Consider the following 12,022-nt stretch of genomic DNA (forward strand, 5'->3'; position numbering starts at 1 on the left):
TATACTGAGCCAATGGCAAAAAAGAGAGCACCAAAATCGTCAAGTCGTGGCAAAAGCACTAAAAAACCACGCAGTTTCCTGAAAAAGTTTCTTATCTTTCTGTTCAAACTGTCCCTTTTAGGCATGGTGATTGGCGGAATCGGTTTGATCTATCTGGATGTCCAAGTCAAAAGTAAGTTTGAGGGTAAACGCTGGGCATTGCCTGCCAAAGTGTATGCGCGGCCTCTAGAGTTGTATCCGGGACAGGTATTAGATCGCCAAGCGTTAAAGGATGAATTGAAAGGCTTGGGTTACCGATTTGTAAATCGTGCTGACAAACCGGGGATGGTGGAATGGGCGTCCAGTCGTGCTCGCGTGTATACCCGTGGATTCAGTTTTCCTGATGGTGATGAGAGCGCGCAGCGTTTATTGTTGAGCTTTAGTGGCAATCAGTTAGTGTCGATTAAAGATGGTCGTGGTTCTATCGTTCCGTTAAGTCGCCTAGAGCCGATACTTATCGGTGGTATTTATCCTCGAGACAATGAAGATCGTGATCTGATTCGTTTGGAGCAAGCACCACAATTGCTTTTGGATTCATTGATTCAGATAGAGGATCGCGATTACTACAACCACTTCGGTGTGTCTCCGAAAGGTATCGCGCGTGCAATGTGGGTCAACTTGAAGGCGCGTCGTTTTATTCAGGGCGGTAGTACTCTGACTCAACAGTTGATCAAAAACTTCTATCTAACTTCTGATCGAACCTTAGCGCGTAAGCTAATGGAGATCCCGATGGCAGTGCTATTGGATCTTCGTTATAGCAAAGATGAGATCCTGGAGGCCTATCTGAACGAAGTTTATTTGGGTCAATCAGGCTCCCGTGCAGTGCATGGTTTTGGTTTGGCAAGTCAGTATTACTTTGCTCAGCCTATTAATGAATTGAAACTTCATCAGGTCGCGCTATTGGCTGGTATGGTGAAGGGCCCATCTTACTACGACCCAAGGCGCCACCCGGAACGTGCTAAAGCACGTCGTGATCTTGTGTTGAAAGTACTACAAGAGCAGGGCGTGATCAGTATGAAAGAGCGCCTAGATGCTGAAAAGCGTGGTTTAGGTGTGGTTAAACAGCGTAGCCTTCATAAAGGTGCCTATCCTGCCTATCTTGATCTTGTGAAACGTCAGTTGCGTGAAGAGTACCCTGAAGATGTACTGAGCTCAGAAGGTTTGCGAGTATTTACTAGCTTGGATCCTATGGTTCAGGCGAATACTGCAGCGGCGTTGACCAAAACGATCGGTAACTTAAAGAAACGCTACGGTAACCCAGTCACTGCGCTGCAGGGCGGTATTGTGGTTACTGATCCGCAAACGGGTGAGGTTTTGGCGCTGGTGGGTGGTAAAAACGCACGCTACCAAGGTTTTAATCGTGCTTTAGATGCGCATCGTCCAATCGGTTCTTTGGTAAAACCAGCGGTCTTCTTGGCAGGGTTAGAAGAGGGTTATACCTTGGCTTCTCTGTTGGATGATCAACCGATCAGCGTGCCGCTTGCGGGCGGTAAGAGTTGGGTGCCGCAGAACTTCGATCGCAAAAGCCACGGGAAAGTGCCGCTCTATCTATCCTTAGCGAAGTCCTATAACCAGAGTACTGCCCAGCTAGGTATGGATATAGGTTTGCCGAAAGTGATCGATACCTTAGAACGTTTAGGTATCTCCCGCGATCCCAAGCCTTATCCCTCGCTTTTACTGGGTGCGGAGTCGATGAGCCCATTTGAGATTGCGAAGGTCTATCAAACCATTGCTGCTAATGGTTTTAAAACGCCGATGCGTGCTATTCGTTTGGTTACGGATTCTGAAGGGCAGGAGCTTTCCCGTTATCCTTTTGAAGTGAAGCAAGTGGTCACTGCGGAGAATATGCATCTGATTCAATACGCGTTGCAAGCGGTTACCCGCGAAGGTACAGGGCGTTATATCTATAGCCGTTTGCCGGGGTCAATCAATGTAGCAGGTAAGACAGGAACCAGTAATGGTCAGCGCGATAGTTGGTTTGCTGGTTTTGCCGGAGACCGAATGGCGGTGGTCTGGTTGGGTCTGGACGACAATGGCAAACTGCCATTTACCGGCTCGGGAGGCGCATTGCGAGTTTGGACCGAGTTAATGGTAAAAGAACGGCCACAGTCGTTTATGGCGGTTCAGCCGGAAGAGATTGAGTATCACTGGGTTGAAGAAAAAACAGGTTTGATCTCTGCCGAACATTGTCAGGGTGTGCGACAATTGCCGTTCATAAAAGGTACAGCTCCGCAAGATTACGCTGAATGTGCCGGAAATCAGCAACAAGAATCTATGGATTGGTTTGAACGATGGTTCAGATAATTAAGCGTTACAAAACTGCTGCAGCACTTTTGACAGCATTGGCTTTGACTGGGTGTGTGAGTGGAACAGGAGTATACCGTCCCCCTGTAGAGGATCGATCAGGGCAAGATGGCGTTATTCAGTCAGCCGAATCTGCTACGGGTGTTCAAATCAAACCTACGGTTGTTCGAGAATCGCGAACTGAGAAGCCTGTCGCTGTACCAGTTCCAACGCCTGTGACTGCTCGCGCTCAGAACCCTGCTGTCATTGCACTGTTAAACAGTGCAAATCAGCAGAAAAAGAGAGGGGCAATGCAGGCGGCTGAAAGCAATCTTGAGCGTGCGCAACGGATAGCCCCTAGGGATCCGGAAATCTATTATCAATGGGCAGATGTGCGTCGCCTTGAAGGTCAGTGGGCTCAGGCCGAGCAAATGGCCCTAAAGGGTACAAATATGGCCATTGGTGATGTCGTTATGTTGCGAAGGTTGTGGTTGCTGATTGCGGATATTCGTCAAAGTTCAGGCGATCGTTCTGGAGCAAATGCTGCCCGAACGAAAGCGCTGAACTACTAATCGGATAAGTACTAAAAAGCAGCCTAAATGGCTGCTTTTTTATACGTGAAATATGCTGGTCGAGATCGCTTAAGAAAGCTTTTCCTTTCCGAGAGCAATGCTCAAAAGTATCAGAGCGATAGAGAGCACTGAATGATACAGAGCTGGGTCGGCCAAATGAGGCATCAGAGAAGCCTGACTATAAACAAGGCTCGCAACTGCAAACGCAATTGCGGATGCAGTACCCGCCGCTTTAGTGATTAGCGGCTGCATTCTTAAGCAGCTGATTAGCAAAGCAAGTGCAGATAGTCCTGCACATGCTTGGCTGTAGGTGACCCCTACTTCGCTTCGGCGACAGAGTTCAAATAGAGCGAATAATACTAATAACCAGCGTCCCCATGCTGCACGTGACCAATCCTTCTTCCAGGCATAATCAAACATGGCGCTTGCTATTAGAGGAATTGCAGCAAAATACGCTAGGTTATCAAGCAGGCGCCTGAACGTGAGCGAATCCTGATCTGTTCCTTGTAGCAGCAGTGCACCAGCACCTGAGCAAGCGATAAATGCAGCAGACAGGCTAATGACCATACTTGCAGTATGATCATATTTTTCGCCTACTCTATAACTGCGTCCTGCTAAAAATAGAGCGCTGGCAATAAGAAGTGCATTGCCAGCTATGATCGCAAAGGTCATTTCAGATTCGCAAAAACATGGTCAGCCGCTGCGAGTGTTTTCTCAATGTCTTCTTGTGTGTGTGCCGCAGACACAAAGCCCGCTTCGAATGCTGAAGGTGCTAGATATACACCTTGCTCAAGCATGCCGTGGAAGAATTTAGAGAAACGATCAGCGTCACACGCCATAGTTTCAGCGAAGCTAGTCACTTTTTCTTGGTTAGTGAAGAACAAGCCGAACATGCCACCGACACGGCTAGTGGTAAATGGAATGCCGTTTGCCATCGCTACTGCTTCTAAACCTTCGGTTAGTAGTTCTACTTTTGCACTTAGTTGCTCGTAGAAACCTGGTTTAGAAACAGCGTTCAGCATTGCTAGACCCGCAGCCATAGCGAGTGGGTTACCTGAAAGCGTACCTGCTTGGTAAACAGCGCCTAGAGGAGCGATATGCTCCATGACCTCTTTCTTGCCACCAAAGGCACCTACTGGTAGACCACCGCCAATAACTTTACCTAATGTCGTCAGGTCAGGCGTTACGTTATAAACTGATTGTGCACCACCTAGTGCTACACGGAATCCCGTCATTACTTCGTCAAAGATCAGAACCGTGCCGTATTCATCACATACTTCACGAAGACCTTCTAGGAAGCCCGGAAGCGGAGGGATGCAGTTCATGTTGCCGGCTACAGGTTCAACGATGATACAAGCAATCTGATCACCGATCTCTGCGAATGCTTTACGAACGCTGTCGATATCGTTGTGAGTCAGAGTGATTGTGTGTTCAGCAAGTGAAGCTGGTACACCTGGTGAGCTAGGCTCACCTAGGGTTAGCATACCAGAGCCTGCTTTAACCAATAGAGAGTCAGAATGACCATGGTAGCAGCCTTCAAACTTAACGATTTTATCACGCTTCGTGTAACCACGTGCCAGACGGATCGCACTCATAGTCGCTTCTGTACCAGAGCTAACCATACGAACCATGTCTAGAGATGGCATGATCTCGCAAACCTTGTTTGCCATCTCGATCTCGATCTCTGTTGGCGCGCCAAAGCCTAGACCGTTATCTAGAGAAGTGCGTACTGCATCGATTACTTCACTATTGCAATGACCTAAGATCATCGGACCCCAAGAGCCAACATAGTCGATGTATTGGTTGTCGTCTTCATCAAACAAGTAAGCGCCTTCGCCTTGTTTGAAGAAGATTGGTGTGCCGCCTACACCTTTAAAAGCACGCACAGGAGAGTTAACTCCACCGGGAATATGAACTTGAGCTGCTTGGAAAAGTTCTTCTGAACGGGACATCTTTATTCTCTCTGAAATCAATTAGTGAAGAGCTGGTGGAACTGTTTTGCTGCTGCAGTCACTTTTTTGTTCGCGTATAGCGCATGTATGACGGCAACCATATCGGCACCTGCTGTTACAATCTGGTCGGCATTATCCACGCTAATGCCTCCAATCGCCACTATTGGCAAGTTAACTTTGTCTTTTACATCTTTAACTAAGGATAGAGGAGCGGGCTTGGCATTAGGTTTAGTTTTCGATGGGAAGAATGCGCCGAATGCTAAATATGAAGCACCGGCTTGTTGTGCTTTTAAGGCTAGTTCCAACGAATCATGGCAGGTCACACCGATGATCGCCTCTTCACCTAGCATTTCGCGAGCTTCCTCTATTGCGCCATCACTTTGTCCCAAGTGCACGCCTGCGGCACCGATACCCGCAGCTAAACCTGCATCATCATTGATGATGAGAGGGATGTTGTTCTTTTTACAAATAAGGTTTAAAGCCGATGCTTGCTCAACGCGTTTTTTAAGATCGGATGATTTATCTCGATACTGAATGATTTTGGCTCCGCCTTTAATGCTTTGTTCAACTTTGCGTAGCATGGTTTCAGTGTCGGGCATTAGGTCGGAGTCAGTAATGCCGTATAGGCCTTGTAAGTTATATTTCATAGATCAACTTTTACGGTAAAAATCATTTATTTGATCACGTGTTAATAAACCCACGATCTGTTGTAAGGAGTTTGTGACACAAAGGGCATCAACGGTTTCGCTGTCCATCAGCTCAAGTGCTTCTTGAAGTGTGGCTTTGCTATCAATGCTTAAACTATCTAAGCGTAGGGCTGCGATTTCCATCACATGAATGTCTGGTACCTCACCTTCATGTTGTTGTAGGTAAAGATGAAGGTCTCCTGGAGATAAAAGGGTGTGGCCGTCGCTTTGTGAAACAAGTATCCAGTCTGGTGATGCCGCAAGAACCACTTCGGCACTTGCTTTAGATATGGTGGAGTTGCATTTCACATAGTTAGTCAGCATCAGACTTTGTACAGCAGAACTGTTTAAAATCTGAGAAAGTGGTTTATGGCGATAATCCAAACCCTGTAAGCGCATGTTGGTTACAAAAATTGATGGCATATTAAAGATGTAACGGGCGATAAGATTTGAGACGACAATCGAAATCATTGCCGGAAAGATAATATTGGGATTGGCAGATAATTCTAATATTGCGACTAATGCAGCCATGGGAGCGTTGACGACCGCTCCCATCATACTGCCCATGCCGAGTAGAGCGTAAAAGCCAGGTTGAGCAACCTCTTGGTCGGCGATATTTGCACCAATGATGCCTAAGGAACCGCCCGCCAAAGCGCCAATAAATAATGCGGGGCCGATGAGACCTGCAGGTACGCCAAGGCCAAGTGCGATTGGAGTGGCGATGCATTTCGCTAACAATATGCCACCAATAAGAAACAGGCTTAATTGGCCATGTATCACTGCATCCAGAGTGTCGTAGCCTAACCCCATAATCTGAGGATAAAACACCGCTGCGGACCCAGTTAGAATTCCTGCGCTGAGTAATTTGGTCTTATAACTTAAATTTAACTGATTGGAGCGATTCATAGTGGCGCGCATTAGTGCGATAAACAGCACTGCTAATAACCCGATGATAACGCCTAGAAATGCGACGTAGGGTATCTCCTGTAGTGACTCTATATGTAGTGGTGGTACAGTAAGTAATAGCTCCTTACCAAACATTAATTGTACAACCAATGTGGCGGTTGCAGCAGCAACGATAACTGGCATAAACCCGATTACGGTGTATTCGAGTAGTACAACCTCCATTGCAAATACAACACCTGCTAATGGTGTATTAAATGTAGCTGCTATACCTGCTGCCGTTCCGCAGCCAGCTAAAATGCGTAGGGTATTATTCGGTAGGTTAAGCTTTTGGCCTAACTGGCTGCCACAAGCTGCACCTAAATGGACAGCCGGCCCCTCTTTACCTGCTGAGTGCCCAAATACTAGCGCAATGGTTGCTGTAATTAGTTGTACTAACGCGTTACGAAAGGGCAGTTTGCTCTGATGGTACGCCATTCGCTCCAGTAAGTGAGCTACGCCTACTTTTCGTCTGATCGGATCGACCCGCGATAGCACAATGATTATTAGCAGACTGCCGATTATGGGAAGTGAAAAATGCAGCCAACTGGGTAGCTCTTCAAAATTTTCACTATCGTTACCGGGAAGAAATGAAGTTAAAGGCAGTTCCAGCATGTAACGAAAAAGGCCCAAAACTAGGCCGCACAGCAATCCGCAGAGTAGTCCGAGAACAACCATCTGCGGTAAAGCTTCGTTATGGGCTAAGCGATAACGAAAATTCTCTAAGGAAAAGCTCTTTTTGGGCATAGACTCGATTATTTATTAATAGTCATAAGGGTCTTAGTTTCTGTATTATACGTTACCAGTTTTTCATCCCTTATGAGAGGTTCCTGTGATTAAGGTAGGTATTGTAGGCGGTACCGGTTATACCGGTGTAGAGTTACTTCGTTTGTTGGCAAATCATCCTCAGGCAAAAGTCGAGGTTATTACATCTCGCTCAGAGGAAGGCGTCAGTGTGGCTGACATGTATCCCAACCTTCGAGGACACCACGATCTGCGCTTTACCGTACCTGATGTGGAAACGCTAAGTGGTTGTGATGTTGTTTTCTTTGCGACGCCTCATGGGGTTGCAATGAATATGGCAGCTGAACTTGTTGGTAAGGGTGTTAAAGTCATTGATCTAGGCGCTGACTTCAGAATTAAGGATCTCGAGCTTTGGTCTAAGTGGTATGGCATGGAGCATACTCAACCTGAGATGGCTGAATTGGCTGTATACGGCTTGCCAGAAGTAAATCGTGAACAGATCCAAGATGCGCAACTGATTGCATGCCCTGGTTGTTACCCAACGGCAACTCAGCTTGCTTACCTACCGCTATTGGAAAACAAACTGATCGACCACCGTCGTCTGATTGCTGATTGTAAATCAGGTGTAAGTGGTGCTGGGCGTGGTGCTAAGGTTGGTATGTTGTTGTGCGAAGCGAGTGAAAGCATGATGGCTTACGGCGTACCGGGTCATCGTCATTTGCCTGAAATTAAGCAAGGTCTTGCGTTAGCAGCAGAGCGTCCTGTGCATCTGACGTTTGTTCCACACCTAACGCCAATGATTCGTGGCATTCATTCTACTTGTTACGGTGTATTGAAAGATCCTGTAGATCATGATCTACAAGCGATCTTCGAAGAGCGTTACGCTAATGAGCCGTTTGTAGATGTTATGCCAGCAGGTAGTCATCCACAAACGAGAAGTGTTAAAGGTGCGAATGTTTGCCGTATCAGCGTACATCGCCCTCAAGGTGAAGACACTGTGGTTGTGTTATCTGTGATTGATAACCTTGTTAAAGGTGCTGCAGGTCAGGCGGTTCAGAATATGAACATCATGTTTGGTTTTGAAGAGACTGCTGGCCTGAATGTTGTTGGCTTAATGCCTTAATACTTGACTGAAATAGTCGGTTAAGGCGATAATTGTGCTCAGCTTAATTGAGTATGGTCGTTATGATAGAAACAGTTGATCCAATTGCAGAGCCGGAGATGGCATTTACTACTTCTGCCGCTGCTAAAGTAAAATCTCTTATGGAAGAGGAAGAGAATAATAGCCTGAAGTTACGTGTATTTATTACAGGTGGCGGCTGTGCCGGTTTCTCTTACGGCTTCACTTTTGATGAAAATGCTGCAGATGATGACACTGTGATTGAACGTGATGGTGTGTTCATGGTGGTGGATCCGATGAGCTTCCAATATCTAGTGGGTTCTGAGGTAGACTTTAAAGAAGGTCTGCAAGGTTCTCAGTTTGTGATTAACAACCCGAACGCGACAACAACCTGTGGTTGTGGTTCATCTTTCTCTATCTAGCTGTTTCTGTTCAGCTTAGTCTAAGCTTACATACGATAGTAATAGGTGATCCCTTGTTTTGAGGGGGCCTATTACTATATCTTCTACTCTGTCGTAGGTTATTAATTTAAGTCCTCTAGGGGAATAATATGCGTCAGTTGGTCTTTTCTGTTTTTTGTATGCTTTTTTCTGGCTTGCTCCTGGCTCAGCCACTGCAGTCGCCTATATCTCCAGATGTCGCTAATGATCGCTATTTAGCGCTGATCAAAAAGCACACGCCTAGTGAAGTGGAAATGCTTTTTCAAAGAGCGAGCATGCTAGTCGATGAGGTAGAGAATCTTTCATCCTACGAACCGATCGTGTTTGTTTTGCATGGTGATGAAGCGCATGCCTTCCGGCATCAGAATATGAATCAGTACAAAAGCTTATTAGAGCTTGCTGAACGATTGGATTCGAATAATGTGATTGATATTCGTGTGTGTGAAACATGGATGCGAGCGAATGGTGTAGAGCGCTCAGAACTACCTGCGTTTATCGATACAATTCCACTAGGTCCTGCAGAGCAGGTTCGGCTACGCCAGCAAGGCTATCTTTACTTTTAGGCTTGATAAATCGCACCTAGAATTCGATTGCCTTTTGCGCCGGTAACATTTGGATTGTTGCCGACTTTTCCTTCTAAACAGCGCATAGCTAACCAAGCAAAGGCTGCTGCTTCCATCCAGTCTGCATCAATTCCGATATCGTCGCTATTACTGACGTGAATATTTGGTAATAAATCAGATATACGTTGTGTTAGTGCTTGGTTGAAACTGCCCCCGCCACAGATATATAGCTCAAATACTTGGCTAGGAATGTGTGCTTTTATCGCATTGGTACTGCTGGTGGCGGTTAATTCAAGCAGGGTACGTTGCACATCTTCCGCTTTAATATTAGGAAGTGTGGCTAGCGTTTGTTGTAGCCAGGCTAAATTGAATTGTTCCCTGCCAGTGCTTTTAGGTGGTGGTTCGGAAAAATACTCAATAGAGCTTAATTGCTCTAAAAGGTCTTTGTTTACAGAGCCGGAAAGTGCCCATTCGCCATTCTGATCGAAGGGTAGGTCTCGACTGTGCTTGATCCATGCATCTAATAAAACGTTACCCGGACCTGTATCAAAGCCAAGGATGTTTTGCTCTTCAGATTTTGGAAGGAAAGTAAGGTTGGCCATCCCACCTATATTCAGAAGAATGCGGTTGCTGTCATGGGAATGCAGCATTGCATGATGAAACGCTGGAACCAGAGGTGCGCCTTGACCATTAGCAGCCATATCACGACGTCGAAAATCTGCCACGGTTGTGATGCCGGTTAGTTCAGCAATTTGGTTTGCGTCACCTATTTGCAAAGTGAAACCAAATTCTGGACGGTGGCGGATAGTTTGGCCGTGGCTGCCGATTGCTGAAACTTGCTCAGCAGATAAGCCATTTTTGCTTAAAAGATTATTTACGGTTATGGCGAAGAGCTCGCCTAACGATCTATCTACTTTGCCCATTAAATCAATTTCATGATCTCCGGGTTGGGTCAGTGTCAAAATATCGTTCTTTAAAGTTGCTGGAATCTCTTCAGCGTGCGTAGCTACCATTTCAAATTTTGGTGTGAATCTAACGACAACGGCGTCGATACCATCCAGGCTGGTTCCTGACATTAACCCAATAAATAGATCCTTCTGACTCATGCTTATCGACTACTCTGTGCAAGTGTGGTGGCTTGGTGAGTCTCGAGTTGAGCTAATAAACTACTCGCCGTTTCCGTAAAGTTGCTTCGCTCTGCTTTAGCAATAGGAGAGGCTTGTGGCAATTTAACTGTCAGCGGATTCTTATGAACGCCATTTACGCGAAATTCGTAGTGAAGATGAGGTCCGCTTGCTAGACCTGTTTGACCAATAAAGCCAATCACTTGGCCTTGCTTAACGCGTGTGCCGACACGTTGCCCGCGTTTAAAATTACTCATGTGGGCGTAAAGGGTGGTGATATTGCTACCGTGTTGGACGATTACAACATTGCCAAATCCGCCTTTTCTACCACGGAATGTGATTTTGCCTTCACCAGCGGCTTTAATTGGTGTGCCTGTTCGAGCGGCATAATCCACGCCTTTGTGCGCGCGAATGCGATTTAGCACAGGGTGTTTACGGCTGAGACTGAAGCGAGAACTGATTCGTGCGAAATCTACCGGCGAGCGAAGAAAGGCTTTACGCATACTATAACCTTCAGGCGTGTAGTAGCTGCTATCGCCTTCGGTATTTGTATAACGAAGAGCTGTGAATTTATTGCCTCTGTTAGTAAATTGAGCCGCAATAATAGGGCCTTCGCCAATTTTCACGCCATCTAGGTAGTGCTCTTCATAAATAAGGCTGAAATCGTCGTTTTTACGAATATCTAAGACGAAGTCTACATCCCAGCCAAAGATGCTGGCGAGTTCCATGATTTTCTTGCTGGAAAGTCCTGCTTCTTCACCGGCTAAAAAAAGCGAGTCTTTGATTGTACCGGCTGTGAATTGCTGTCTGACTTCGGGCGTTCTGATAACAGAATTAATCTGGAAGGTACCGTTGGTATCGGTATATAGCAGGGTATATTTCAGCTTGGATTCTATATGCTTAAGTTTGCTTAACTTACCGTTCTCGATCACGAAGCTTAATGTCTGACCAGGGAATAGACGGGTGAATGCTTTGGTTTCTTTACCTGCAGCAGCTACATGGTAAACATCACGTGGTGTTAGTCCTGCCTTTTTAAACATGGATGTTAAATTGTCACCATTGCCAACAGTGTATTCGACCCAATTATCTTCAGGTATGGAAGGGGTTATAGTAGCTGCTTGGGCTGGATTAGTTCCGATAACTGCTTCAGTTGATGTTGTTTCTACGGTAGAAGTAGTTGATTCAGTAGATAGAAGCGACGAAGTAGGTGGGGCGGTTGGTAGATCACCGCGAGTCGCTTCAACTTCTTGTGATGGAAGCAGTAAAAGAGTCAGGCCTAAAATAAGTACGCAGGCACTGACAGCCACTAAGTGAACCGTGGGGAAGTTTCCACGGAACTGTTTAACGCGATTTAGCACCCTATACCCCTTCATAAATATACTGGGTTGCTGAAAAATAAGCGTTGCATTATGCCACTGTCATTTAAGAAAGTCGGCTTAGTTGAATAAAACTTAAGGATTGCTTAACGATAACTCGCAAAAATTGCTGAGAACTTATTTGTTTGCAGGCTTAGCAAGGGCTAAAATAGCGGCTTCGAATTTTTAGCCGTAATTTAAA

At 46.1% G+C, this 12,022-nt stretch carries 11 protein-coding genes; 5 read left to right on the plus strand and 6 right to left on the minus strand.

Going from position 1 to position 12,022, the window contains the following annotated elements:
* Positions 1-12: 12 nt before the first annotated feature.
* Complete coding sequence (gene mrcB, locus ACMXYV_RS02060; RefSeq protein ID WP_415890135.1) at positions 13-2,343, plus strand: penicillin-binding protein 1B; 2,331 nt, start codon at positions 13-15, stop codon at positions 2,341-2,343.
* Positions 2,331-2,894 (plus strand): tetratricopeptide repeat protein, encoded by a 564-nt coding sequence (locus ACMXYV_RS02065; protein WP_415890136.1) that lies wholly within the window; start codon positions 2,331-2,333, stop codon positions 2,892-2,894. The genes mrcB and ACMXYV_RS02065 overlap by 13 nt, the downstream gene beginning before the upstream one ends.
* Positions 2,895-2,963: 69 nt before the next feature.
* Here the strand turns inward: ACMXYV_RS02065 and ACMXYV_RS02070 are convergent, their stop codons facing one another.
* From ACMXYV_RS02070 to ACMXYV_RS02085, 4 genes are read right to left on the minus strand one after another with little or no spacing between them, the layout of a single operon-like run.
* Positions 2,964-3,566, minus strand: coding sequence for a hypothetical protein (locus ACMXYV_RS02070; RefSeq protein ID WP_415890137.1), 603 nt, complete (start codon positions 3,564-3,566; stop codon positions 2,964-2,966).
* Positions 3,563-4,846 (minus strand): glutamate-1-semialdehyde 2,1-aminomutase, encoded by a 1,284-nt coding sequence (gene hemL / locus ACMXYV_RS02075; protein WP_415890138.1) that lies wholly within the window; start codon positions 4,844-4,846, stop codon positions 3,563-3,565. Before hemL ends, ACMXYV_RS02070 begins: the two co-directional genes overlap by 4 nt.
* Before the next feature lie 17 nt (positions 4,847-4,863).
* The gene (thiE, locus tag ACMXYV_RS02080) at positions 4,864-5,493 is read right to left on the minus strand and encodes a thiamine phosphate synthase (RefSeq protein ID WP_415890139.1); all 630 of its coding nucleotides are present in this window, start codon (positions 5,491-5,493) and stop codon (positions 4,864-4,866) included.
* A 3-nt stretch (positions 5,494-5,496) separates the two neighbouring features.
* Positions 5,497-7,221, minus strand: coding sequence for a chloride channel protein (locus ACMXYV_RS02085; protein WP_415890140.1), 1,725 nt, complete (start codon positions 7,219-7,221; stop codon positions 5,497-5,499).
* Between the two features lie 85 nt (positions 7,222-7,306).
* Here ACMXYV_RS02085 and argC point away from each other — a divergent pair, with 85 nt between their 5' ends.
* From argC to ACMXYV_RS02100, 3 genes are all read left to right on the plus strand, one after another.
* On the plus strand, positions 7,307-8,341 hold the full coding sequence (argC, locus tag ACMXYV_RS02090) for an N-acetyl-gamma-glutamyl-phosphate reductase (RefSeq protein WP_415890141.1): 1,035 nt from the start codon (positions 7,307-7,309) through the stop codon (positions 8,339-8,341).
* A 62-nt stretch (positions 8,342-8,403) separates the two neighbouring features.
* The gene (erpA, locus tag ACMXYV_RS02095; protein ID WP_415891414.1) at positions 8,404-8,760 is read left to right on the plus strand and encodes an iron-sulfur cluster insertion protein ErpA; all 357 of its coding nucleotides are present in this window, start codon (positions 8,404-8,406) and stop codon (positions 8,758-8,760) included.
* Between the two features lie 128 nt (positions 8,761-8,888).
* Positions 8,889-9,341, plus strand: coding sequence for a hypothetical protein (locus ACMXYV_RS02100; protein WP_415890142.1), 453 nt, complete (start codon positions 8,889-8,891; stop codon positions 9,339-9,341).
* Here the strand turns inward: ACMXYV_RS02100 and ACMXYV_RS02105 are convergent.
* Together ACMXYV_RS02105 and ACMXYV_RS02110 are read right to left on the minus strand one after the other, a co-directional pair.
* Complete coding sequence (locus ACMXYV_RS02105; protein WP_415890143.1) at positions 9,338-10,447, minus strand: anhydro-N-acetylmuramic acid kinase; 1,110 nt, start codon at positions 10,445-10,447, stop codon at positions 9,338-9,340. The genes ACMXYV_RS02100 and ACMXYV_RS02105 overlap by 4 nt on opposite strands.
* Before the next feature lie 2 nt (positions 10,448-10,449).
* The gene (locus ACMXYV_RS02110) at positions 10,450-11,823 is read right to left on the minus strand and encodes an OapA family protein (RefSeq protein WP_415890144.1); all 1,374 of its coding nucleotides are present in this window, start codon (positions 11,821-11,823) and stop codon (positions 10,450-10,452) included.
* Between the last annotated feature and the right edge of the window lie 199 nt (positions 11,824-12,022).

Source organism: Neptuniibacter sp. SY11_33, from assembly GCF_047778025.1.
Lineage (GTDB): Bacteria > Pseudomonadota > Gammaproteobacteria > Pseudomonadales > Balneatricaceae > Neptuniibacter.

What these genes read in the sequence shown, in the direction of transcription:
- thiE (WP_415890139.1), bottom strand. Translation starts at nt 5,493, where the DNA reads ATGAAATATAACTTACAAGGCCTATACGGCATTACTGACTCCGACCTA.
- ACMXYV_RS02070 (WP_415890137.1), bottom strand. Translation starts at nt 3,566, where the DNA reads ATGACCTTTGCGATCATAGCTGGCAATGCACTTCTTATTGCCAGCGCT.
- hemL (WP_415890138.1), bottom strand. Translation starts at nt 4,846, where the DNA reads ATGTCCCGTTCAGAAGAACTTTTCCAAGCAGCTCAAGTTCATATTCCC.
- ACMXYV_RS02085 (WP_415890140.1), bottom strand. Translation starts at nt 7,221, where the DNA reads ATGCCCAAAAAGAGCTTTTCCTTAGAGAATTTTCGTTATCGCTTAGCC.
- erpA (WP_415891414.1), top strand. Translation starts at nt 8,404, where the DNA reads ATGATAGAAACAGTTGATCCAATTGCAGAGCCGGAGATGGCATTTACT.
- ACMXYV_RS02100 (WP_415890142.1), top strand. Translation starts at nt 8,889, where the DNA reads ATGCGTCAGTTGGTCTTTTCTGTTTTTTGTATGCTTTTTTCTGGCTTG.
- mrcB (WP_415890135.1), top strand. Translation starts at nt 13, where the DNA reads ATGGCAAAAAAGAGAGCACCAAAATCGTCAAGTCGTGGCAAAAGCACT.
- ACMXYV_RS02105 (WP_415890143.1), bottom strand. Translation starts at nt 10,447, where the DNA reads ATGAGTCAGAAGGATCTATTTATTGGGTTAATGTCAGGAACCAGCCTG.
- ACMXYV_RS02065 (WP_415890136.1), top strand. Translation starts at nt 2,331, where the DNA reads ATGGTTCAGATAATTAAGCGTTACAAAACTGCTGCAGCACTTTTGACA.